A 24,126-nucleotide genomic window follows, 5' to 3' on the forward strand; every position below is an offset into this window, starting at 1 on the left:
CCGGGAAATTTCGGATCGGCTTAAGCAACCAAATCCTACGTCATTTCAACGGGCTTGCGCCACATCCACCAACCCCCATGAATTTTTCAGGCTGGCAGAGAGGGTGCTTGCGGTGCACTCACTGACTCGAGATCGCAAATGGAGGCGCGTGACCACCAGAACTGGCGACACCCAAGGTGGTCCGCTGGACCCGCGGGAGGAACCACAAGGTGTCAGCGGGCAGAGCGCAAGCGAGTCCCTACTTCGATCTTTCTAGAAGCGCGCCGGCAGCCTGGGCGGGGGGCTTGGGGGTCAGACTGCCGGCCCACGCCACTCACGAAGAGCGGCCCCTTTTCCTGGTTCGAACGCCCATAGTCAACCCGGAAACGTCAGGATGCCCGCCATGTTACTTTCAGAGCGGCGCGACTTCGCCATGGTGGACGATTCAGCCTAGGAGTAGCCACTCTCGTAGGCCGAGTTGATGCTCAAGCCAGCATCGCCTTGCCGAACTAGGAAGAGTTCGCCGTTAGTCCTTCGTCGCGAGCCGATGCCGTCGTGCACGTTTCGTAGCACTCCGGGCGGCTATATCGCTTTGTTGTTCGGTGAGCTGCGCCAGAAGGCATCGCATCAATCGAATCAAGCGTCGACATCAGCCGCAAGCTTCACATCACAACAGCTAGTCCACCCATTGCAGATCATATCCGATCTGTTCAGGCGGCGTCCGAAATGTCCAACTCCGACTCAAGAATTCCCACAGGTATGGAAAGCGATTTCGCTATCCGATCCCGATAGCCCTTGCTGTACCTCAGACCTCGCTCGATGTTTTGGATTTCCTCAGCGGCCAGCCCGCACGCGACGGCCAGGTCGTCGATCGAATATCCAAGGTGCTCGCGATAAGCGCGGACGATGTGGGTTCCCTGGGACATAGCCGTCAAGACTGGTTCGGGAATGCGCGAATCCTTCATAAACATCTCCAAGAACTGGGAGCTCCCTCGGAGATTCCTCCCGAGGCGCACACCTAGCAAATAAAAAAAATGGTCGTCCATTCGGCCGAACCGGCCTCATGCATGGGATGGGCCGCTGAATTGGCCGGGCCGGAATATGGCGGCTCACCTGCTTCTGATCAAGTATCAAGACTGCCCGTGCTGAGAGCCTGGTCGGCGTAGCGCATGCGACCTGCGATCCTTCGTGGACCATTCTCGCCGATGGCTTTCTTGAACAGCAACTCGAACTTTCGGCACGGACACTGCTTCCTTCGGCAATCTCCACCGGCGAGGCAGCGAAAGACCCGCTCGTAACCGCTACCGAGTTTCGCAATTGCAGCAAACAATGGTCATCTGGTTTCATCCGGGCTTCGGATCCAGACAAGGGGTACCGCTTTCCTGGAGGCGCATCGCCACCTGTACAGGTTCACAATCATTCGACCGTGACCGATTTTGCGAGATTGCGCGGCTGGTCTACATCCGTCCCCATGAAGAGCGCCGTGTGGTAGGCTAGAAGCTGTATCGGGAGCGAGAAGATCATTGGCGCGATAATCTCGTCGACAACCGGCAGCACGAGCGTGTGCATGGTTTCGAGTTTCGATACGGCTGCCCCTTTTTCATCGGTGATGAGGATAATCCGCCCTCCACGGGCAGCCACTTCCTGCATGTTGGAAACGGTCTTGTCGAAAAGACGGTCATGGGGCGCGATGACGATCACCGGCATGTTCTCGTCTATCAAGGCGATCGGCCCGTGCTTCAATTCACCCGCTGCATAGCCCTCGGCATGGATGTAGGAAATCTCCTTGAGCTTCAGCGCACCTTCCATCGCTAGCGGGAAACTGGTGCCACGGCCGAGATACAGGACGTCACGACACTTTGACAGTTCGCGCGACAAGAACTCGATTTCCGGCTGGATGCTCTCGAGTACGTGGCCCATCACGCGCGGCAATTCGGCGAGGCTCCTGACGAGCTCCTGCAGCTCGTCTTCGGGGACCGTCCCGCGGGCTCTGGCGGCGCCGATGGCGAGTGCTGCTAGAACGGCAAGCTGGCAGGTAAAAGCCTTGGTAGAGGCGACGCCGATCTCCGGTCCGGCAAGGATCGGGAAAACCGTATCGGCCTCGCGAGCGATGGTCGATTCGCAGGCATTGACGATAGCGCCAATTTTCAGCCCACGCTCCTTGCAGTACCTCAATGACGCAAGCGTATCGGCGGTTTCGCCGGACTGCGAGATGAAAAGAGCTGCCGACTGCGGCGGCAACGGGATCTCGCGGTAGCGGAATTCGGACGCAACGTCGATTTCAACCGTCAGGCGCGCATAGCGCTCGAACCAGTATTTTCCGATCAGTCCGGCGAAATAGGCGGTTCCGCAGGCAGAGATCGCCAAGCTCGGGACCTTGGCGAAATCAATGCCAGGAACCATGTCGCGACTGTCTATGATGTTAATGTAATGACGGAGAGCATGGGCGATGACCTCGGGCTGCTCGTAAATCTCCTTCTCCATGAAGTGGCGATGGTTGCCCTTGTTGGCCAGATCGGCCGCGGCCGTGGAGATATGGAGCGGACGCTCGACGGGACGGCCGTCGACATCGAAGATATGGGCGCCCGAATTGCCGACAACGGCCCAGTCGCCGTCGATGAGATAGGTAATTTCATTGGTGAAGGGAGCAAGGGCGATCGCGTCGGAGCCCAGGAACATCTCGCCGTCGCCGTGACCGATCGCGAGCGGTGGCCCGTTGCGCGCCGCCGTGATGGTCGACGGTTCATCTTCGAAGAGGATGGCAAGCGCATAGGCGCCCTTGACGCGTTTCAGCATGGCACGCGTGGCCTCTTGCGGCCTCATGCCCTCTCGGCGGTATCTTGCCAAGAGATGCCCAACGACCTCGGTGTCGGTGTCGGTCTGGAACTCGGCGCCATCCGCCGCCAATTCGTCCTTCAGCTCGGTGAAGTTCTCGATGATGCCGTTATGGACTACGGCGACACCGTCGCTAAAGTGCGGGTGCGCATTGCGTTCGGTCGAGGCCCCGTGGGTTGCCCAACGCGTGTGGCCGATGCCGACGTTGCCGCTCAGCGGCTCTTCCTTCAGTCGCCTCTCGAGGTTGACGAGCTTGCCCTCGGCGCGCCGGCGGTGCAAGGCACCCTCGATGATCGTCGCAACGCCGGCGGAATCATAGCCGCGATATTCCAAACCCTTCAACGCGCCGATCAACCGATCCGACACCGGCTGTTGCCCAACGATGCCAACAATCCCGCACATGTTCGTCTCCGCATCTTTGCGGGCAGCACCAGCCCACGCGAGACGGATACCCGTCCGGCCGCTTTAAGTGGCGGCCTTGTAGTAGAATTCCATAATATTGGTAAAATTGATTGTTGTGATAACTACCATCCACCCGATGGATAGGTCGGCCACTGTGGAGCCACGACCCAAACTTCTATTCGCGCCTGACGCTCTTATGAGGATCGCAAACTCACACCCGCGGCAGGATCACGGCCTCGGAAAGGCCAGGAGGCCTTGGACAGTGGACGGACGACGGGCCTGCGGCCCCTTGTCAGGCCGTCGGCATCTAGGAGCATGGTGCCGCCGACTTGGGCATCGGCGATGGTCTGTCTTGGCGACAGCCTGAGTTCGCTTCAGGACCGTCGTCGTCTCGCGCGGCTGCCGGTGTCAGTTGACGATAACAAATGTCCGCCGGGGGCGAGCGCCTCGCGCACGGCACGTGCCAGCCGCGGTCGGTCCGGGACGCCGTCGAAGGCGTTGGCCGTGAAGACTCACGGGGCGTGACACCAGAGTAGCGAGTTCGTAGCGCGTAGCCGGCGACGAATTCGCAATTGGTCGCGCCGGCGCCGGTCAGCCGGCGCTGCGCGGCCTCCAGCTGGTCGGCGTAGTGCGACGACATGGCGGGTGATCGTGGCGATCGGCACAGCCGCCCCGCAACAGAGGTCGACCACCTCCATGCCCGGCTTCAGCCCGGTTGTCGCAAGCGCCATCTTCGCTGCGGTCGCGCTTGTCATGCTGCTCTTTCCTGGCCTTTGCAAGAACACGAACCTCGGCTTCGGTCGGAATGGCAATGTGGCGAAGGGCGACCCGATCTGCGTCAAGCTCATCGCCAGGGAAGAGGCGAATGATGAGCAGCCCCACTATCGCCTGATCACCACCGGCGGCCGCCGATGTTCCCAGCATTCGCGTTCCAAGGTCGGCATGTCGTGCTCCTCGCTGGCATAGCCGAGGCAGAAATAGCCGATCAGCGTCCATTCGGGCGGCGTGTCGAGAATTTCGGCCATCTCGGTCGCATCGAGGATCGACACCCAGCCCATGCCGATGCCCTCCGCCCGCGCCGCCACCCACAGTGTGTGCACTGCCATGACGGCCGAATAGTCGATGGTCGCCGCCATGGTCATGCGACCGAGCCCATGGCCTTGTCGGGTCGTGCGGTCGGCGAAGACCGCGAATTGACAGGGCGCCTCGTCGAGCCCGGCAAGCTTCAGCCGGGCATAGAGTGCGGCGCGCTCTCCCGAAAAGCGCGTGAGCGCCTCGGCATTGCAGCGCTCGAAGCAGTCTCTCACGGCAGTGCGCCGCTTGAGGCTCTCGACTACTACGAAGCGCCAGGGCTGGCTGAGGCCAACGGAGGGCGCAATGCTGGCGAGCTCGAGCAGGCGTTCCAGCGTACCCTCTGGCAGAGCCGTCGGCTCGAAGCGCCGCACATCCCTGCGCCAGCGCAGCAGCGTGATCAGCTCGGAGCGAAAATCGTCGGTGAAATCTGGAGGTGACGGCATGGCGGTCTCGTTAGGTATGGATTGGCATTAGGGAGTACAGTGTGGACAGCCTCTGCCTATTGCCAAGCTGGCTTGTTGCGTCCGACAATCGCGTCATGCGACCCCAACCGCAAACGATAGAAAAATCTTTCCTGGTGGGCGGCGCTATTACGATGCAATCGACCAAGCCAGTTTCGATCAGCTCGCACCGCGGTGAATCGTGTACCAGGCCGTTGCTAAATGCGCCATTGACACTCAGGCGCACCCGTATCGCTCACCAGGCCTCGGAATGCAGAGAACGTCGGCCTGGAACGCGGAGACGGCGACAGGCGTCTCAGCTTGCATATGGTCGTTCCTGCCGCACCGCCTGCAACTCAGTTTGCTTCCGACCACGTCGGCCTCGACGTCCCCGAAGATTCCCCAGGTCATTCGGCAGATACCATCGTCTGTCGTCATAGCGCCGCAGCGGACAGCACCAGCTGCCCAGTTTCATTTGGTGCATCGCTGAGCTTCCAGTCGCCACCGCAATTTCGTCTTCCACCAGCGTCAGGCATGACCCAAATTGGAGCTCATCCCTCTCACAGTCGATTCGCGCTTGAACTATATGTTCTACTTTCGTTCACTGTTCGGACGACACATTAGAAAGAGCTGGAATGGAATCTATCATCAGCCCTCGACAGCCGCCAAAGGTGGCCGCTGTTCAAGCCCGCCGAAAAATTTGGATGCCGTTCACAAGGGGAGAGCATTGGTGGGACCATGCCGGCACCATCTACCTCTTTGTTCTTCTCGGGGAACATCGCCCGGGCCAGTGGTCTCAATCGTGACCGGAGAGTAAAAATAACTGACGCGCATCAGGGCTCGCGCATGTGGAACGAGATGAGCATCCCAGTTACTGGCACATTCTACAATCAGCTACCAATTGACAAAACGTAAGGCAGGAGACGGTTGAGACGTGGAAGGTGTTCGACCGTCGTACCGCAGAGTCGCCATAAGTCGCATTTACGAGGCCCTAATATTTGATGCAAATGGCTGGGAACGTTGCTCACCCTCAACTCGGAGGTGACCGTTACCATCAACAGCGGATGGGCTGGTGCCGTCATGAAGTTGGAGGGCGACTTGCTTCCTCTAGCCGTTTTCGCAACCTATTCCGTCGCCGTCTCGGTCAAGATCATAGATATCGGTGCCCACGACAGAGACCGGCCCGTGTACGTATGCGGGACCATTGCCCTTTCCGGAGGAACAGTCGACATCGCTGGCGATTGGAACACAGGCGCCTGTGTAGTTAGGGTCGCAGGATTCTTGGCCATGAGCGCTGCTGATGAAGGACGCCAGACCCAGAGCGACCGCGCCTAGACGATGAAACCGCATCAAACACCCGCCAGCCAACACCCAAGAAATCTTAGCGGGCATTTTAGCTCCATGCAATATTAGCGCTGGCTTGGGCGCCTATATATCACCACCAAGCTCCAAAGAGATAAGTTATTGCCCCACTGCAATGATCAAGATCGCGTTGAGGGTCGCGCGATGGCGGGCTACTTGATTTCGGTTTGGCAGATGCGCGGCCAAAGACCGACGCGTGCTGCCAGGCATATGCATCTGCGGCGGGGTTTGACTTTTGATATTGCGAGGCAGGAAGGTCGCTTGCTGTACAGAGGAGCTTATTGCCGAGGTCGAGAATCTTAGTGCCGATCGATGGTAGTGCATCCACATCAGTCTGATTTTCGACAGCCGTCGTCGAGCCGGAGTGCGCATCTCCCTCTGCGGTGAGGCCTCCGTAAGCGTCTGCGACGACCGACAGAGTCGACAACCACGCGCTTCGTTCAGCCCCCCGAGGTGATCATGGCTGAAAGCGGTCCTACAAGGGCGGGCGATGTTAGCCGTCAAGGCCGACAAAAGGCAAACGCTGTGGGATCGTGTGCAGGGCGAGGTCGGCGTCCCGGTCCCGAAGGAGCATAAGAAGTACAAGGCGGAATGGCTGAAGCCGGGACTGGTCGGCCGGGTCAGGAGGTCGAAGAGCGAAGAGAAGCTGCGCCACGCAAGGCTACCGGATTTCTGGGAGGATAACCAAAGAGCACGGTCAGTCTTGGGTATATTGTACGATTGTTACCCAAGCGGCGGCCGGCATGGAACTCTCATCCTCGTGGAGCTAGGGTTGTGCTATGGCACAGCCCTTTCAATCCGCCCCAATGAGCGCTTCATTTCAGATGATCGTGGACCACTATGAGACAGCGGTTTCACTCCAGGAGCGCATTGTAACTCGCGCTCGACAAGTCGGCTTGGCGACCAAAAGCGATGACGAATTTCTGGAGCATCTGAATGCCGCGTTAGAGCGGGTGCGCCAAAGCTTGGCTCGGGCCGATTAACGTAATTGATTAAAAAATGGGACATCCGCGGTCGGCAGGCATACAGTGTGCCATCGACGGCAACTCTAAGGGCGTCCGTCGGCTGTGAGCGATCAACATGCTTCCGCCCCAATAGGGAGAGGGAGCTATGACAGACTCCAGTTCACAAACTCACACTGCCGCGCAACGCGACACCGGCCAAAATTCGATCTATCGCAATTCGCTGCTGCTACGAATGTGCTCGGCAGATTTGGCATTGCTGCAACCTCATTTCGAAAGCGTCTCCCTTGGGCTGAAGACGCATCTCGAAGTGGCGGGGTCACCAATCAGCACCGTGTACTTCTTCGAGAGCGGTCTCGGGTCAGTGGTGGGCGAGCTGCGGCCTGGTATCGAAGCTGAGATCGGAATCATTGGTTGTGAGGGCATGACCGGCTCAGCGCTCGTCATGGGCGATGACCGGTCAACGCACGATTGTTACGTCCAATTAGAAGCCCGAGCCTTTGTTATCGACGCGGGCCTCTTCACCAAGGCGCTTCTGACAAGCCCAACCTTGCGAACCTTTCTGCTCCGCTACGTTCACTACTTTCACCTCCAGGCAAGCTTCACCGCGCTCAGCAATGCCCGGATGAACATAGTCGACAGGCTCTCAAGATGGCTGGTGATGTGTGATGATCGCGTCGACGGGAACAGCTTTGCGATTACGCACGAGTTCTTATCAGTTATGCTCGGTGTCAGGCGGCCCGGCGTCACCATAGCGCTGCAAACCTTGGAGGGCCAAGGTCTGATACGCTCAATGCGAGGAGAGGTAGTCATTCTTGATCGCGCGCGTCTAATTGCGCTGGCAGATGGGTCATATGGCAGGGCTGAAGCCGAATACGCTCGGCTAGTCGGCAAACCCCATTGATCGCAGGCGCCGCGGCGTCCGTAGCGCCGCGACGGTGATCGCCAACGAATGTGCTCGACAGGAGATGGTCGATCTCCTGCATTGGAGTCACGTAAGCCGCCTAGACAGAGCCTTCACCGCCGACGTTGCCGAGCATCGGGATCCAAGACGAAGCTGTCATGCCGGCACCGCTGCATGCGCCCCGCGAGGAACAAACCGCCCCTCGCCTTCGTTCAGGATCCCGAAGCACGATACGGCTGTGCACCACCTTCCGGCCACTCAAAGGAGACCCGAGACGACTTGGTCCGTAAAGGAGGTTTTCGAAGAGCATCTGAGGCTTCGCGCGGCAGGCGATATCGAGGAGGATCTCTTGGGCGCACTGCCATCTAACCTCGATTAAACAGGCACTGATGCGCTGGCTGGAGCAATGGCGAGACTCATTGCACCAGCCAAGTTCAGGGCATGTGCAGACAACCGCTTTTGGCCCGGAACAGATCGATTGGCGGCATAGCCTTATCTTCCCTCACAACGGGAAGGCTGTTTCGGGACTTTTCGAAATCAGCGGATCACAGGCTCGCCATGGAAGCGGCGGCGCGATGGAGGAGAAACGCCGAAGCCAACTTCCATCATCAGCCGTGGCCTGTGCGACGGCACGGTGCCCATATGGAACCCGAACGGATCCTCGACGAAACCGAAACCGGCCTTGCCGGTCAGCGTGACCGGACTCTGCTTGCCGTAGACGTCCAGAATCTCTTGCGCTGGATGGCCGACGACAAGCGTAAATTGGTGCTTGAGGGCGCGGCGATCATGGCTGCCGCGAACATAGATATGCGGGCCGGTCCCCTCGTCGACGGGCACCAGATAGAAAAAGAACTTCAGCATCCGCCAGTCGTCCAGGTCGAAGTGGTATTTGCCGAGCGAAGCCAGGTTCTTGTCCGCGTCCGACGCCTGGCCGGTCGGGAAGCTCCACCAGACGCGCGTCGTGATCAGCGTCGCCTGGCCGCCGAGATAGTGCGCCGCTATATCCATGAGCAGCGGATCGTTTTGGATGGCAACGGCCGACTTACAGCCCAGAATGCGCTCGAAATAATGGCCGCTGAGCAACGGACGGCCAAATCGCGCCTCAGCCTCCGCATGCTCCGCCGGCATGAACTCGAGTCGGCGATCGAAATTGCCGAAACAAGGTGTGCACCTGGCGAATGCGGCTACATCTTCAGCCACCATTGCAGGCAGGACAAGGCCGGGAAAAAGCCCATCCATCCGCAGCGCGTCGACAACGTCGTGGCAATTGACACCGGCAAACATAGTGTCCTGGGCTCTTTGCGGCCTTCGGACCGGCTTTGCACCACGCCAGTGCATTCTCCGTGCCGGCATGGTGCGCGCCAACATGAACATGGGCAGCCACGCCGGGTTCTCGCGAATATCCGACAGGTAGGTCGGAATGCGTACGGCTATGCGACGCAGCATGCTGCCGTTTCGCGCGATTGTCTCAAGGCTTGCAGCGCCGGCTTTGTCGGAGTTCATAACGGTCATCGGGGTCCTCAGGTCATGAATGCACTTATCGACGAAGTTGGGTCCCGGTGTTTCGCCGAAACCCGATTCGCCGCGGAAGAACTAGGCGCTTGCCACGTTTTGTGCAACGCACCATTGCAGTGAGAAAATGGAGGTTGCGCGTTCGTATAAGACAATCGCAACCACTCCAATTACCTCAGGAACTGTCTGTAGCCGCCGCCCATCAGGTAGCGGCCGCGTTGGATGGCGCGACGTACCTGATCGCGAAGATGCCCGCCTGGATGACGCCAATCTTCTTCGACACGGCGTCTCCCGAACAAGGCAATGGCGACCTCCTGATGAGATGCTCCCGCCAGCGAGCCATCCAAAGCCTGCAGTACAATACGCAGACGCGCTCCGCGGTGTTCCGGCGGAAAGCAAGCAGCTGACACGCGGCGGCAATCATTGATGTCGTTCAGGAACTGAAGGGCAGCGACATGGAACTTGAGGTGCTGCGGCTGAAGGATCGCGTCGACATATAGCCGCAACGGGCGGAGGACGGACGCACCGGAAACGGCGATCTGCAGACTCCGGCAGTTCTCCCTCAGCAGCACGTGCTGCATGCCCGCAGCTGTCAGCAGGATGTCCTTGCAGCATGAGAGCGAAGAAAGGTGAAGCGGTTCAAAATCGTGGTCGAGCCCCAGCGGCTCCGCGGCCGCTCGTAGAATACAGGCGCAATCGCGCGGATCCCAAAAGACCCTCGCCGATGTAGCGTCCGACTGTGGCGCGTCCGCGAAAAAGGAGGCTCCATTGTCTTAGGAAAGCTGATTCTGTCGTCAACTCGATTATCTTCATGTCGGCCTGGGTTCCGACAAAGCAGGCGGACGGTGCCATTTTAGCGTGGTCGCGCTGGAATTGTGGATTGCGCCGAAGAAACTCCCAGGCCCAGCCAGTGCGTGGCAATCGTCTGGCGTAGTGGTAAGCGTCCTGGCGACGCCAGTCCGGCCAGCATACAAGGCCGACCGTCGCTTCCTTGGGCAAACCAGCATCCTTCATGGCACAGGTGTCCACAATGGCGCTATGCTGACGGGCCTAGAACCGGTTGCCACAGTACCGGTCCGCTCAGACGTCCCCTGCTGCGGATGCGCAAAAGGCTCGCGTGGGAAATCTCGAGAAACCCAGCCACCGCCTCCGTTTTGCCGACGCACTTGGGTTCTCCGATGCGCGACAATGGCCACGTAGCAAGGCGGAGGATCCGCTCCATGCGCGTGTCCGTCACCGTTACGATCCGGGTCAGATCCTTGGCCAAGCCGAACTCGATCATGCCCGCGAAGAGCTCGTAGGTCGCCTGGGCCAGCCCGCCCGCTGCCTTGGGCGCCGACGGAGGAAGATCGAGCGCGAAACGACTGCTCTCCCATATGTCGGTGGTCGAGGGCACGACGTCAGCACCCAGCAGCACCGGGAAGGTGTCGCGCAACATTGTGGGTCCGGTGCTGGGCAAAAGACGCACGCAACCGCGAATTCGCCAGTCGGATCCTTTGAGGAGCAGATAGACAGGCTTGAGAGCATCAAACGGATCGGATTCCATCTGGTCTTCGGTATCAACTTCCCAATCGAGCCTTTCCTTGAACACCCGAAACCTGAGCCCGTGCATCTCTTTGAGCTCGCCTGCAAAATCACTGTAAAAGTCTGGTGCTATCAGTTGCATCATGGTCGCCTCCATGTGGGATGTGTTCCCGCCATCGAAGGGCAAAGCTGACAGCGATGCAGCCTGTAGAGGTTTACAGGTATCGTGGCTGAGAATCAGGATCTCGTCAGGCCGGAGGCAGCCATTCGTGCAACGGCTTGGTTGATCGTTCGAACGCCAAACTTTGCCTTGGCGTTTTCCAGATGAAAGGTCACGGTGCGCTTTGAGACGCCGAGAAGCTGGCTAGTATCCCAAGCCGACTTGCCGCGCGCCGCCCATTTCAGACACTCGAACTCCCGCGGGGTGAGCGTTACACCATCCACCACGCGATGATCGGCGAGCCTTCGCCGGACATGGATATGAAAGTTGATGGCCACCAGCTGCAATGCTTTTTCGTAACGTGCCAGTGACCGCAACAGAGGCGGACGGGACTCGTCGGAAGCAAAGGTCAGGGCAGCAAACCGGCCGAGATGATCATGCATGGACATCGTCAGGCCGCCGCAGATGCCAAACTCAGCCGCACTCTCTAGAATTTGTTGCTGCGAATTCGGCAGACCGTGCCGAGCGCGATCCACACCCCAATCGAATGTATCCCAGCCTTGCAGCCCGCGCAGGATGACCGGATCGAGACTGTGGTACCGCTGTTGCAGATAACGTGACGTCCAGGATGAAGGATAGTTTGAAATCAATTGGGGGGCGTCGCCGCAGGCTGACGGGTAGGTGAAATAGGCGAATAGCGGGAAGTCGAAGCCGGCTGCAGCGGAGGCCATTGCCTCACAGAGATCGGCAGCATCAACACTTGCAGACAGTTGCTCGACGAAGTTCTCAAACACGCGATGCATGTGTCCTGTGCGTAACCTCCGTAACGCTCAATGCTAGGCAGAGACCTTGTTTTAGATGATCCCGGACGAATACGGCGCGTGCCGAGAACGTGGCTAATGTGTTGAACCAATCCGAAATAGTCTGACGTTGTCTATGAGCCGTGTGCCGCCGAGCCAGGCGGCGGCAAGCAACCGTGCCGGTCGATCGAGGCTTGTTATCGGGTGCAGATCTGCCTCATCGCGAAGTTCCAGGTATTCGACCTCGCGATAGCCTGCAGCCAGAATTGCTGCGCGAGATTCTGCAAGCGTTGGCAGGATGGGTGAGCCGCGCTCAAGCCGCTCAGCCGTCTTGAGCAGGACCGATGATAGCTTGGGAGCAACAGCGCGTTCCGCTGGCGAGAGCCGCACATTGCGCGATGATAACGCAAGACCGTCGGCTTCACGGACTGTCGGACAGGCAACAATGGTGATTGGAATATCCAGATCCCGGGCCATGCGCCTGACCAGGTGAATTTGCTGAAAGTCCTTTTCGCCAAAGAAGCCGAAGTCAGCGCTGGTCTGCAGGAAGAGCTTGGCGACGACGGTCGCCACGCCGTCGAAATGCCCCGGCCGGAATGTACCGCACAGGCCTTCGCTGACACCGCAAACCGAAACGGTGGTGGCGAAGCCCGCCGGATACATCTCCTCTGCATCTGGCGCATAAAGCAGGTGCGCGCCAACCGGTGCCAGTTTGGCGGCATCCTCGTCCTCGGTGCGGGGATACGCGGCAAGATCGGCCTGGCTGTTGAATTGCTTCGGGTTGACGAAGAGCGTCACTATCACACGGTCTGCCTTCTCGAGTGCAGCGCGCACCAGGCTGAGATGGCCCTCATGCAGGACGCCCATCGTTGGCACCAGGGCTATCCTCACACCTTCGCAGCGCCATGCGGCGACGCTTTCGCGAAGCTGGTCAACGCTCCTGACGATCGGCACGCTCACGCTGCTTCTCCGCTCTTGGTGGCGTCCGTGTCGGCGGGCTTGGGCGCATCGGCAAACACGTGCTCTGCGGCGGGAAACTGGCGCTCCTTCACCTCGCGCGCATAGGAAGCGATCGCAGCCGCAGCCGCCTCCCGGAGTTCAGCATAGCGCTTGACGAACTTGGGCCGGAAGTCGCCGAAGAGGCCCAGCATGTCGTCGACGACGAGAATCTGGCCGTCACAGGCTGCCGAGGCACCGATGCCAATGGTCGGGGTCGCCACCTCCTTGGTGATCCGGCGGGCGAGCGCTTCAGGAACCTTCTCCAGGACGACCGCAAAGGCGCCCGCTTCGCTCACCGCAATTGCATCGCGCCTGATGCGCTCGGCATCCCCGCCCCTGCCCTGTACGCGGTAGCCACCGATGGTGTTGATGGCCTGCGGCGTCAATCCGACATGGGCCATGACGGGCACGCCGCGTGCGGCGAGGAAGCCGATCGTCTCTGCCATCGCTTCGCCGCCTTCGAGCTTGACGGCCGTGCAGCCGGTCTCGGCCATGACGCGCGCGGCATTGCGGAAAGCCTGCTCTGGGCTTTCCTCGTAGGAACCGAACGGCAGGTCGACCACCATCAGCGCCTGCTTGATGCCACGGCGCACCGCCTGGCCGTGCGTGATCATCATCTCCAGCGTGACACCGAGCGTCGAGGGCAGGCCGTGGAGAACCATGCCGACGCTGTCGCCGACGAGCACCACATCACAATGGGGATCGACAAGCCGGGCGACTGGGGTGGTGTAGGCGGTAAGGCAGACGAGCGGCGTCCCACCTTTGCGCGAACGAATATCCGGCGGAGTGATCGCCCTGGTGTCACCATAAGCGCTCATGGGACCCTCCTTCCCCTACGTTACCAGCTGCGGCTGTCGCCTTTGGCACATTTTTGTGCAGGTGCGAAGAGCAAAAAAATGGCCATGCAGCTGCGGGGTGTTGACGTGCCAATTGGCACGCTTACACTAAATCGATTAAGGTGCCCCCGAGTTGGCCAAATAATGGACGATCAGGCAATAGGACTCAGGAAAGACAGAGCCGCCGGCAAGGCCGACAACGTCAAAGTGGACTTGATCGCCTTTGTGGTCGCCGTAAACGGCAGTCAACCCTGTGTCCTCACCATCGGCCAGGCGGACACCTTGCCCTCCGGTCCATTTGCGCTTGAGCACCGATCGCTGCAATCCGGCTTGAGGGGGTGGGTCGAGCAGCAAACCGGCCATCGGCTGGGGTACATTGAGCAACTCTACACGTTCGCGGATCGGGATCGCATCGGCGCCGAGCGCCAGCAGCGCGTCATCTCCATCAGCTATCTGGCATTGACGCGCAAGGAACAGGCAGCGGGCTCGCCCAAGTGCGGATGGCAGAGTTGGTATGAATATTTTCCATGGGAGGACCACCGCTCCGGCACGCCTGCGGTCGTGCTGGACGTTCTGCGGCCGCGCCTGATCGAATGGGCAAACGGGGTTGGCGATTCGGCCACGCGACGTGAACGCTGGCAGCGGGCGACGATAGCCTTTGGCTTCGACGACCGCCTTTGGAACGAGGAACTCACGCTTCAGCGCTATGAGTTAGTCTACGAAGCAGGCCTGGTCCAAGAGGCCGTAAGAGGGCGGGACGCAGGACCCCCGCCGCTGGTGCCCAGCAAGTCCATGGTCGCCGATCATCGCCGCATCGTGGCGACCGGCATTGCGCGGCTGCGCTCCAAGATCAAATACCGCCCAGTCGTCTTTGAGCTGATGCCGCCGGTCTTCACGCTTTTGCAGCTGCAGCGAACCGTGGAGGCGCTCGCCGGCAGGCTCATCCACAAGCCGAACTTTCGCCGACTGATCGAACAGCAGGAGCTGGTCGAGGAGACCGGAGAGGCCACCACTGAGACCGGCGGCCGGCCAGCGAAGCTTTTCCGTTTCCGCCACGCCGTTCTCGACGATAGACTCATCGCCGGGACAAAATTGCCGCTGGCACGGGGTTGACATCCCTTATACTCACAGCAAGTATATGCTGGTTATTTTCAGTTAGAGTATAAGCGGGAGGGGGTCGATGGGCGCCATGCTGCCTAGGGCCGCGTTGCTCTACGAGCGCGTCCGACGAGTGATCCCGCCGATTGAATGGCCGGCTTTCGCCGAGGATATCGAGGCGATCCTTGCGCTGAAGCGCGAGCGCAACGCGATCATCCTGGCGCACAATTATCAGACGCCCGAGATCTTCCACTGCGTGGCCGACATCGTCGGCGACAGCTTGGCACTAGCCCGCACGGCTGCGACGGTCGAGGCGCAAGTCATCGTGCTGGCCGGCGTCCATTTCATGGCCGAAACGGCCAAGCTCCTCAATCCGGGCAAGACCGTGCTCATTCCGGATCTCAGCGCCGGTTGCTCGTTGGCGGACTCAATCACGGCAGAAGACGTGCGCTTGATGCGCCAGCGTTATCCCGGCGTTCCGATCATCACTTATGTAAATACGTCCGCCGAAGTGAAGGCCGAGTCGGATATCTGCTGTACATCCGGCAACGCCAAGGCGGTCGTCGAATCCCTTGGGGTTCTCCGGGTGATCATGTTGCCGGACGAATATCTGGCCCAGAATATCGCCGCTCAGACAGATGTGCAGATCATCGCCTGGAAAGGGCGTTGCGAGGTGCATGAGCGCTTTACACCGGCCGACATCCGCGAGTTGCGCGAAAGCCATCCCGGCGTGGTCGTGCTCGCCCATCCCGAATGCCCGCCCGACGTCGTGGCTGAAGCAGATTTTTCCGGCTCGACGGCTGCCATGTCCGACTATGTCGAAAGGCAAAGGCCGCCACGTGTCGTGCTGATGACGGAATGCTCAATGAGCGACAACGTCGCGTTAGCGCACCCAGAGGTCGAGTTCATCCGGCCCTGCAATTTGTGCCCGCATATGAAGCGGATCACGCTTGCCAACATCCGCACGGCGCTCGAGCAGAACCACCATGTCGTAACCGTCGAACCCGGGATCGCCGGGCGCGCGCGGCTAGCGGTCGAACGGATGCTGGCAGTTTGAGCGCCGACCTCCGCAGCTTCTTCGGGCGGCCCATCATCATCGGCGGCGGCATCGCCGGACTGATGACCGCGCTTCAACTGTCGCCGGAGCCGGTGCTTCTTCTGTCAAGGTCGCTGCTGGGAGCTGACAACTCGAGCACCTGGGCCCAGGGGGGCCTGGCTGCAAGTTTCGGCAAAGACGACGATCCGGCAATGCACCTGGCCGATACGGTTGCCGCCGGGGATGGTCTCTGCGACAGAGACGTGGCGAGCCGCATCCTCCAAGCCGCGCCCAAGGCCATAGAGGGGCTTGCGGGCTTTGGGGTTCGCTTTGACCGCACGCCGGAAGGATCACTGTGCCTCGGATTGGAGGCCGCACACAGCCGACGTCGCATCGTTCATGCGCATGGGGACGGCACCGGGCGTGAGATCATGCGTGCGCTGATCGCGGCTGTGCGTTCCACTCCGTCGATAGTTGTCGTGGAGGGCGTGGAAGCGCGCCGGCTCGCAGTGCGAGAGAATGCGATCCGAGGCGTCTGGGCGAGCTGTTCGATCGCACCTTTCTTCTTCGGCTCACGGCGGGTGGTTCTCGCCACCGGTGGCATCGGGGGACTGTTTCTCGACACCACGAACCCTTGGGGCAGTTGCGGACAAGGCCTTGCGCTTGCGGCCCGCGCTGGAGCTGTCCTAGCCGACCTCGAATTCATTCAGTTCCACCCGACCGCGCTTGACGGCCCAGAACGCCCTATGGCGCTGGTCAGCGAGGCTGTGCGAGGCGAAGGTGCTGCCCTGATCGATGAAACCGGCCAGGCTTTTCTCCAGAGCGTGCCCGGGGCGGAACTTGCGCCTCGCGATGTCTTGGCCCGCGCCGTGTGGAACCATCTTGCGGACGGCCACCATGTTTTTCTCGATGCCCGACAACGGCCAGGCCCGGCATTCGCTCGACATTTCCCGACAATCGCATCAGCCTGCCTTGGAGCGGGCATCAATCCCGCGCGCGATCTCATCCCCATTCGTCCGGCCCAACACTACCACATGGGTGGCGTTGCCGTGGACAGCTCGGGCAGGACCTCCGTCAAGGGGCTGTGGGCCTGCGGCGAAGTCGCTTCGACAGGACTGCATGGCGCCAACAGGCTCGCCAGCAATTCCTTGACGGAGGCAATCGTGTGCGCCCGCTGGGTCGCTGAAAGCGTCGCCGGAACGCCTGCGCGCAGAACAAGGCCTGCGTTTGCGAACGTTTACCCACCGCCCGCTCCGATAGCCGTGCGCGTTTTTCTGTCGCGCGCACTCGGCATCGTCCGGGATGGTCAAGCGTTGAAAGCAGCCGCGCGTGCCTTATTGCCGCTCGCCGAAAGCAAGGATGCGGTCTCGGATCCGGCGGCTGTCGGGCTAATGATTGCTGTTGCCGCCTTGTTGCGCGAAGAAAGCCGCGGCGCTCATTACCGGACAGATTTTCCTCATCATGCGACTGCCGCCCGACGGTCCGAAATCACGCTCGAAGCCGTCTTGGCGGCTGCGCGGGAACTCGGACACTCGCCAAGCTCCGAAGGTGCAAAGTGATGATGCTCTCACCGCTCCCCACGGTCCTGCTTGAGCCGCTTGTACGGGCATCTCTTCTTGAAGACCTTGGCAGAGCCGGCGACTTGACCACGGACGCCATCGTCCCGAAGGAATGCCAAGCGGGAACCGTGTTGGTGGCGCGACAGTCCGGAGTTGTCGCCGGCATTGATCTGGCGATGCTCGCTTTCGGCTTGATTGATCCTGGTGTCGAAATCTCCGTGGAGCGGGCAGACGGCTGCAATGTCGTGGATGGAGAGGTCATTGCATCAGTGGTTGGCCCGGCCCGGGCCATTCTCACAGCCGAAAGGACGGCACTCAATTTTTTGTGCCATCTGAGCGGCATCGCCACAGCAACGGCATCGATCGTCGCTGCGGTTCGTGGATATGGCGCGAAGATCGTCTGCACCCGCAAGACGACGCCCGGATTGCGGGCAGTCGAAAAGTATGCCGTGCGCGCAGGTGGCGGGTCCAATCACCGCTTCGGCCTGGACGATGCAATTTTGATCAAGGACAACCACATCGCCATCGCAGGCGGCGTCCGGCCAGCGCTCGAGCGAGCACGAAGAGCGGCCGGTCATCTCGTCAAGATCGAAGTCGAGGTCGATACTTTGGCCCAGTTGGAGGAGGTACTTGGCTTCGCTCCCGATGCGGTTCTGCTCGACAACATGTCCCTCCCCGATCTTCGCCGCGCCGTCGCAATGGTCGGTGGCCGCGCTATCACCGAGGCTTCTGGCGGGATCACGTCGCATACAGCGCGAGCGGTTGCCGCGACCGGCGTTGATCTGATTTCGGTCGGCCGACTCATCCACAGCGCGCCGATCCTGGATATCGGCCTCGACCATCGGGGCTCATGATTGTCTGAGTAACGAACAGGATTGGGTCAACTGTCCTTTCCGATCATCATAGTCAGATAGCAAAGACCCGCAAGACAGACCGGAGGAACAGCATGGAGATGCAAACGGCAAGTTCAACGCAGACACCGCCACAGGCCAAATCTCTTGACCCCCCTGACCCTGGAGCGTGGACCTTGGAGAAGGCTCAGGCACTTTACCATGCCCCCTTCAACAATCTCCTCTTCCTGGCGCAAACGGTGCACCGCCAGAATTTCGATCCAAACAAGGTCCAGCTCAGCCGGCTGCTCAGCATCAAGACCGGAGGATGCCCGGAGGATTGTGGCTATTGCAGCCAGTCGGCGCGTCACGAAACCGGGTTGGAGGCGTCCAAGCTGATGGATGTCAGGCGCGTCATCGCCGAAGCGACCAAGGCGCGTGATGCCGGCGCCACCCGTTATTGCATGGGCGCGGCCTGGCGAAACCCCAAGGCGCGCGACATGGATGCGGTGGTGGCGATGGTCGAAGGCGTCAAGGCGCTGGGCCTGGAGACCTGCATGACACTCGGCATGCTCGATCTTGAGCAAGCCGCTCGACTGAAGCAGGCGGGCCTCGACTACTACAACCACAACATCGATACGTCAGAACGCTACTATAGCGAGATCATCGGTACGCGGAGCTTTGCCGAGCGGCTCGAGACGCTTGACCACGTTCGCAAATCCGGCATCAAGGTCTGCTGTGGAGGCATTGTCGGCATGGGCGAGGAGCCGGTGGACCGGATCGACATGCTGGTGACGCTGGCCAATCTGCCGGAACATCCGCAAAGCGTTCCGATCAACATGCTGATCCCGATCGCCGGTACGCCGCTTGCAGACGCCAAGCCCATTGAGCCGATCGAATTCGTGCGCGTGATCGCGCTGGCGCGCATCATGATGCCGAAATCGCATGTCCGTCTGTCCGCCGGCCGCACCGCGATGACCGACGAGATGCAGGCGCTGTGCTTTTTTGCCGGCGCCAACTCGATCTTCTTCGGCGACACGCTGCTGACGGCGGACAATCCCGGTGAGGACAAGGATACCCTGCTGTTCCGGCGCCTTGGCATCGATCCGATGGAACTCGAGGCGCAATGAACGGGGCGCCGCTTGCCCGTTATGATGCGACCTTGCAGGGGCTAGCGCGCAAGGACCGGCTGCGGACGCTTTCGCCCCGCGCCGGGCTGGACTTCTCGTCGAACGACTATCTCGGGCTGGCCGCGTGCAGAAGACTTGGCGATGCGGTTGTGGCGGCGATTGCGCGGGGCACGCCGGTTGGCGCCACCGGGTCGCGGCTGTTGCGCGGCAATGCACCGGAACACGAGCAGCTCGAGGCAGATGCGGCGGCATTCTTTGGAGCCGACCGCGCGCTGTTCTTCGGCAGCGGCTACATCGCCAACTTCGCTCTGCTGAGCGCCCTGCCGCAGAAGGGCGATCTTTTGGTCCTCGATGAGCTCGTCCATGCCAGCATGCATGAGGGTGCGCAGGCCGGGCGCGCGCAGTTCGTGCTGGCCGCGCACAACGACGCCACCGCTGTCGAGGATGCGATTACACGGTGGCGCGTCGCAGGCGGCATGGGATGCGTCTGGATCGCGGTAGAAAGCCTTTACAGCATGGATGGCGACTGCGCGCCTTTGGAGAGCCTGGTCGCGCTTGCCGATCGGCACGGCGCATTCATCGTCATTGATGAGGCGCATGCCACCGGCGTCTGGGGATCGGACGGCCGGGGACTTGCCGCCGCTTTCGCGGGCCGCGACAACATCATAGCGCTCCACACCTGCGGCAAGGCGCTCGGCGCATCCGGTGGGCTCGTGACCGGGCCGAGGGCACTGTGCGAATATCTGATCAACCGTTGCCGGGCATTCATCTACGCAACCGCGCCATCGCCACTGATGGCGGTCGTGGCGCGCGAGGCACTCGCAATGCTCGCCGACGAGCCTATGCGGCGTGTTCAGCTGCATGAACGCGTCGCCAGCGCCGGCCGGTTGGTCAATCGCTGGGGTGTGACACCAAGTGGCTCTCAGATCCAGCCCTTAGTAATCGGCGATGTAAGGCGCACCATGGCAGTGGCGGCGCGCCTGCAGGCCCGCGGCTTCGACATACGCGGCGTTCGTCCTCCGACCGTGCCCGAGGGCACGTCGCGGCTGCGCATCTCACTGACGCTCAATATTGGCGAAGCCGACATTTCCGCCATGGTCGAGGCGCTGGTCGAGGTGTTGGCCGAAACATCACCGGAGGCGATATGACCCAACGCATCGTCATCACCGGAACGGATACCGGAGTTGGCAAGACCGTGTTTGCGGCTGGGCTCGCCGGTTTGCTGGACGGCTTTTACTGGAAACCGGTGCAATCGGGCCTCGACGGCGAGACCGACAGCGAGGTTGTCGCGCGGCTTGCCGGCTTGCCCTCAGAGCGCGTGCTGCCGGAAGCCTACCGCTTGCGGAGCCCGCTGTCGCCGCATCGTTCGGCCGAGATCGACGGCGTGGCGATCAAGGCTGCCGATCTTGCTTTTCCCGTCCTACCGACGCCGCTCGTCATCGAAGGCTCCGGCGGCCTAATGGTGCCGCTCAACCGGCGCACAAGGTTAATCGACATCTTCGCTGAATGGCGGCTGCCCGTTATTCTGTGCGCCCGCACCACACTCGGCACTATCAACCACACCTTGCTATCGGTCGAGGCGCTCCGCGCCCGCTCCATCCCGTTGGCGGGCATCGCTTTCATCGGCGATGAGATGGCCGATACGCAACGGACCATCGTGGAATTCAGCGGTGCCCCGCAGCTCGGCAGGCTGCCGCACCTCGATGTGCTGACGGGCAAAACACTGAGGGACGCAATGGTTGCCGGCTTCGCCTTCGCCTCGATTACTGGAGGTGACTGATGTCGCAGTCTCATGTGTGGCATCCCTTCACCCAGCACGCACTCGAGCCTGCGATCCCAGAAATCGTCCTGACTGAGGGCGCCTATCTCCACAGGGCCGACGGCGCCCGCATCCTGGACGCCATCTCCTCCTGGTGGGTCGTCACACATGGCCACCGCCATCCCCGCATCATGAAGGCAATCGAGACAACCGCGTCGAGCCTCGACCAGATTATCTTTGCGGGCTTCACGCACGAGCCGGCAGAGCGCTTGGCCAAGGCGCTTGTCGGCCTCGCTCCCGCTGGACTCGACTGGGTGTTCTATTCCGACAGTGGCTCGACCTCAGTCGAAGTCGCGCTGAAGATGGCGCTCGGTTTTTTCCGCAACATCGGCGCGCCGCGCTCGCGCATCGTCGTCATGGAGCACAGCTATCATGGTGACACGATTGGAACGATGAGCGTCGGTGCGCGTGGCGTGTTCAACGCCGCCTATGAACCCTTGCTGTTCGAGGTCGACAGCATCCCCTTTCCGGCCGCGGGGCACGAGCAGGAGACGCTGGATCGTTTCGAGGCTGTGACCCGCGATCGACGAGCCGCAGCCTTGATCGTCGAGCCGCTGGTGCTGGGCGCCGGCGGCATGCTGATGTATCCAGCATCGGTTCTGGCCGAATTGAAGAAGATCACTGAGGCCTCCGGCTCGCTGCTGATCGCCGACGAGGTGATGACCGGCTGGGGACGCACCGGAACCATGTTCGCCTGCGAGCAGGCATCGATTTCTCCAGATATCCTGTGCACCTCCAAAGGCTTGACCGGCGGCACCATCCCGCTGGCCGTAACGCTTGTCACCGATGCCATCTTCCGGGCGCACTATTCCGAGGACCGGAAGAAGACGTTTTTCCATTCGAGCTCCTACACCGCCAATCCGATTGCCTGTGCGGCAGCACTCGCCAATGTCGAGATCTGGCGCGACGAGCCAGTGGCCGGGCGGATCACGGCCTTGAGCGTGATGCAGGCCGTCGGGCTGCAACGCTTTCGGGACAATCCATATTTTGCCGACTGTCGAGCCACGGGAACGATCGCGGCGCTCGACCTGCGAACCGGTTCAGCAGGTTATCTCGCCGAGATTGGTCCGAAGCTGCGCGCTTTCTTCCTCGAGCGCGGCCTACTTGTGCGCCCGCTCGGCAATGTCCTCTACCTTCTGCCACCCTATTGCATCGCAGGCGACGAGCTCGAACGACTATATGACGCCATCGAGGAGGCCGGGGAACGCTTCGGGTCAAGGCCATGAGCAAGTCGTCGCGCATTCTCGGACTTGGCCATCACGTGCCTGGGCGCAAGGTGGCCAATGCCGAGATCGAGAGCAATCTCGGCCTCGAGCCGGGCTGGATCGAAAGGCGTACCGGAATCCGTTCGCGCTTCTGGGCAACGGACGAAGACACGCTGTCGGGTCTTGCCACCCGGGCTGGCGACATGGCGCTGGTGAACGCCGGTATTGCGCGCCACGACATCGGTCTGCTGTTGCTTGCCACCTCGACGCCCGACCATCTTCTGCCGCCAAGCGCGCCGCTGGTCGCACACAAGCTTGGCCTTGGCCGCGCAGGCGCGGTCGATCTGACCGGCGCCTGCGCCGGCTTCATCTATGCGCTCATGTTTGCGGACGGGTTCACCCGCCTGCATGGCAAACCAGCGCTGGTCATCGCCGCCAACATCCTCAGCCGCCGCATCAATCCAGCCGAGCGCGCGAGCTCAGTCTTGTTCGCCGATGCCGCCGGCGCCCTGGTGATCGGTCAGTGCGATGATGCTGATCGGGGCATTCTCGGTGCCTCGGTGGCTTCGGACGGCTCGCGCTACGGGCTGATCCAGATTCCCGCAGGAGGAAGCAACACGCCGTTCCATGGCGACCTCGACCTCGGGCAGACCCGGATGACGATGACCGACGGGCCCGAAGTGTTCGCAAAGGCCGTCGAGATGATGACCGATTGCTCGACAGCCGCGCTAGCCACTGCGGGAGCGCGGCCACACAATGTCGGCCGGTTTGTGCCGCATCAGGCCAATACTCGGATTTTCGGCGCGGTCGGAAGAAACCTCGGCATTGCGGACCAAGCAATTGTCAAGACGATTGCCGAATACGGCAACTCTTCGGCCGCGACGGTCCCGCTGTCGCTCTCGCTCGCCAACCAGATGAAGCCATTCCAGCCAGGAGAGAAAATCCTTCTGGCGGCGGCGGGTGCGGGTCTCAGCGGCGGCGCTCTCGTGGTTGGAATCTAGCCGGCCGGCTCACGCGCGCAGGATTGGTCATGAATGGCAATAGGAGCAACAGAACCAATGCCAAAAAATGGCCTTCTGAAGCTCGACATGACCAAGCTGACGCAGCACGACCCGTGCGAGCCTCTGGATGAGTTCAAATGCAACACCCGTTGCACCAATCGTACCATCTGAATAAAGCTCAATTACAAAGGGTGAGCCGCCCCATATATGTCGGATACCCGACATTGTTCACATAAAAGGCTCGATGCTTACACGCTCTTTGCTGGCTGCTCTTTGCTGTCTTCTCTTTTCTCTTTGCTCTTTGCTCTTCCGTCTTGACTAGCAGGAGCCTGCGGCTTATCTCATTGCCGCGTTAGCACTCGCTTCGGCTGAGTGCTAGGCATGCTCCGGCAACGGAGGACCGTTCAACATCCGCACCAAGGAAATCCAAAAATGGCAAAGTCGAATTTCCGGCCGCTGCATGACCGCGTGGTCGTACGCCGGGTCGAATCCGAATCCAAGACCGCCGGCGGGATCATCATCCCGGATACGGCGAAGGAAAAGCCGCAGGAAGGCGAGATCATCGCCGTCGGCTCCGGCGCTCGCGACGAAGCCGGCAAGCTGGTCCCGCTGGACGTCAAGGCCGGCGACCGCATCCTGTTCGGCAAGTGGTCGGGCAC

Annotated in this window: 21 protein-coding genes; 11 read left to right on the forward strand and 10 right to left on the reverse strand. The window is 60.9% G+C overall.

Annotation, left to right across the window (positions count from 1 at the left end):
• Nucleotides 1-689: 689 nt before the first annotated feature.
• The 3 genes from NKJ77_RS31300 to bluB all read right to left on the reverse strand — a co-directional run bounded on the left by NKJ77_RS31300 (nt 690) and on the right by bluB (nt 4,733).
• The gene (locus NKJ77_RS31300; RefSeq protein WP_031197535.1) at nt 690-944 is read right to left on the reverse strand and encodes a helix-turn-helix domain-containing protein; all 255 of its coding nucleotides are present in this window, start codon (nt 942-944) and stop codon (nt 690-692) included.
• Between the two features lie 451 nt (nt 945-1,395).
• A complete protein-coding gene (gene glmS, locus NKJ77_RS31305) occupies nt 1,396-3,216 on the reverse strand; it encodes a glutamine--fructose-6-phosphate transaminase (isomerizing) (RefSeq protein WP_023707023.1) in 1,821 nt (606 codons plus the stop codon).
• A gap of 881 nt (nt 3,217-4,097) precedes the next feature.
• Entirely contained in the window at nt 4,098-4,733 is a 636-nt protein-coding gene (gene bluB, locus NKJ77_RS31310) for a 5,6-dimethylbenzimidazole synthase (protein ID WP_023694898.1), read from the reverse strand.
• Nucleotides 4,734-7,202: 2,469 nt separating this feature from the next.
• Here bluB and NKJ77_RS31315 point away from each other — a divergent pair.
• Nucleotides 7,203-7,958, forward strand: a complete 756-nt coding sequence (locus NKJ77_RS31315; protein WP_352536287.1) for a Crp/Fnr family transcriptional regulator — start codon at nt 7,203-7,205, stop codon at nt 7,956-7,958.
• 537 nt (nt 7,959-8,495) lie between these two features.
• Here NKJ77_RS31315 and NKJ77_RS31320 read toward each other — a convergent pair.
• The 7 genes from NKJ77_RS31320 to panB all read right to left on the reverse strand — a co-directional run bounded on the left by NKJ77_RS31320 (nt 8,496) and on the right by panB (nt 13,771).
• Nucleotides 8,496-9,470 (reverse strand): hypothetical protein, encoded by a 975-nt coding sequence (locus tag NKJ77_RS31320; RefSeq protein ID WP_023708080.1) that lies wholly within the window; start codon nt 9,468-9,470, stop codon nt 8,496-8,498.
• Nucleotides 9,471-9,640: 170 nt separating this feature from the next.
• Nucleotides 9,641-10,051, reverse strand: coding sequence for a DUF2285 domain-containing protein (locus NKJ77_RS31325; RefSeq protein WP_023673629.1), 411 nt, complete (start codon nt 10,049-10,051; stop codon nt 9,641-9,643).
• A 58-nt stretch (nt 10,052-10,109) separates the two neighbouring features.
• On the reverse strand, nt 10,110-10,484 hold the full coding sequence (locus tag NKJ77_RS31330; protein WP_352461172.1) for a transcriptional regulator domain-containing protein: 375 nt from the start codon (nt 10,482-10,484) through the stop codon (nt 10,110-10,112).
• Between the two features lie 22 nt (nt 10,485-10,506).
• A complete protein-coding gene (locus tag NKJ77_RS31335) occupies nt 10,507-11,139 on the reverse strand; it encodes an acyl-homoserine-lactone synthase (RefSeq protein ID WP_023707030.1) in 633 nt (210 codons plus the stop codon).
• A 92-nt stretch (nt 11,140-11,231) separates the two neighbouring features.
• Nucleotides 11,232-11,957, reverse strand: coding sequence for a LuxR family transcriptional regulator (locus NKJ77_RS31340; RefSeq protein ID WP_352536288.1), 726 nt, complete (start codon nt 11,955-11,957; stop codon nt 11,232-11,234).
• Nucleotides 11,958-12,050: 93 nt separating this feature from the next.
• A complete protein-coding gene (panC, locus tag NKJ77_RS31345) occupies nt 12,051-12,914 on the reverse strand; it encodes a pantoate--beta-alanine ligase (protein ID WP_352536289.1) in 864 nt (287 codons plus the stop codon).
• Nucleotides 12,911-13,771: a 3-methyl-2-oxobutanoate hydroxymethyltransferase gene (gene panB / locus NKJ77_RS31350; protein ID WP_023835502.1), complete on the reverse strand. Its 861-nt coding sequence runs from the start codon at nt 13,769-13,771 to the stop codon at nt 12,911-12,913. The genes panC and panB overlap by 4 nt, the downstream gene beginning before the upstream one ends.
• A gap of 162 nt (nt 13,772-13,933) precedes the next feature.
• Here panB and NKJ77_RS31355 point away from each other — a divergent pair, with 162 nt between their 5' ends.
• From NKJ77_RS31355 to NKJ77_RS31400, 10 genes are all read left to right on the forward strand, one after another.
• The gene (locus tag NKJ77_RS31355; protein ID WP_023673634.1) at nt 13,934-14,902 is read left to right on the forward strand and encodes an NUDIX hydrolase; all 969 of its coding nucleotides are present in this window, start codon (nt 13,934-13,936) and stop codon (nt 14,900-14,902) included.
• Between the two features lie 67 nt (nt 14,903-14,969).
• Nucleotides 14,970-15,944: a quinolinate synthase NadA gene (nadA, locus tag NKJ77_RS31360; RefSeq protein WP_023724715.1), complete on the forward strand. Its 975-nt coding sequence runs from the start codon at nt 14,970-14,972 to the stop codon at nt 15,942-15,944.
• The gene (locus NKJ77_RS31365) at nt 15,941-17,482 is read left to right on the forward strand and encodes an L-aspartate oxidase (RefSeq protein ID WP_352536290.1); all 1,542 of its coding nucleotides are present in this window, start codon (nt 15,941-15,943) and stop codon (nt 17,480-17,482) included. Before nadA ends, NKJ77_RS31365 begins: the two co-directional genes overlap by 4 nt.
• Nucleotides 17,482-18,336 (forward strand): carboxylating nicotinate-nucleotide diphosphorylase, encoded by an 855-nt coding sequence (nadC, locus tag NKJ77_RS31370; RefSeq protein ID WP_023713016.1) that lies wholly within the window; start codon nt 17,482-17,484, stop codon nt 18,334-18,336. The genes NKJ77_RS31365 and nadC overlap by 1 nt, the downstream gene beginning before the upstream one ends.
• Before the next feature lie 92 nt (nt 18,337-18,428).
• Entirely contained in the window at nt 18,429-19,442 is a 1,014-nt protein-coding gene (gene bioB / locus NKJ77_RS31375) for a biotin synthase BioB (RefSeq protein ID WP_031203143.1), read from the forward strand.
• On the forward strand, nt 19,439-20,590 hold the full coding sequence (locus tag NKJ77_RS31380) for an 8-amino-7-oxononanoate synthase (protein WP_352536291.1): 1,152 nt from the start codon (nt 19,439-19,441) through the stop codon (nt 20,588-20,590). The genes bioB and NKJ77_RS31380 overlap by 4 nt, the downstream gene beginning before the upstream one ends.
• A complete protein-coding gene (gene bioD, locus NKJ77_RS31385) occupies nt 20,587-21,222 on the forward strand; it encodes a dethiobiotin synthase (RefSeq protein WP_023673640.1) in 636 nt (211 codons plus the stop codon). Before NKJ77_RS31380 ends, bioD begins: the two co-directional genes overlap by 4 nt.
• On the forward strand, nt 21,222-22,487 hold the full coding sequence (locus NKJ77_RS31390) for an adenosylmethionine--8-amino-7-oxononanoate transaminase (RefSeq protein WP_352536292.1): 1,266 nt from the start codon (nt 21,222-21,224) through the stop codon (nt 22,485-22,487). Before bioD ends, NKJ77_RS31390 begins: the two co-directional genes overlap by 1 nt.
• Entirely contained in the window at nt 22,484-23,467 is a 984-nt protein-coding gene (gene bioZ, locus NKJ77_RS31395; RefSeq protein WP_352536293.1) for a 3-oxopimeloyl-[acyl-carrier-protein] synthase BioZ, read from the forward strand. The genes NKJ77_RS31390 and bioZ overlap by 4 nt, the downstream gene beginning before the upstream one ends.
• A 432-nt stretch (nt 23,468-23,899) precedes the next feature.
• The coding region (locus NKJ77_RS31400) for a co-chaperone GroES (protein ID WP_352536294.1) at nt 23,900-24,126 on the forward strand (227 nt) is incomplete at its 3' end.

This window comes from Mesorhizobium sp. M0052 (assembly GCF_040323255.1).
In the GTDB taxonomy this organism is placed as follows: Bacteria; Pseudomonadota; Alphaproteobacteria; order Rhizobiales; family Rhizobiaceae; genus Mesorhizobium.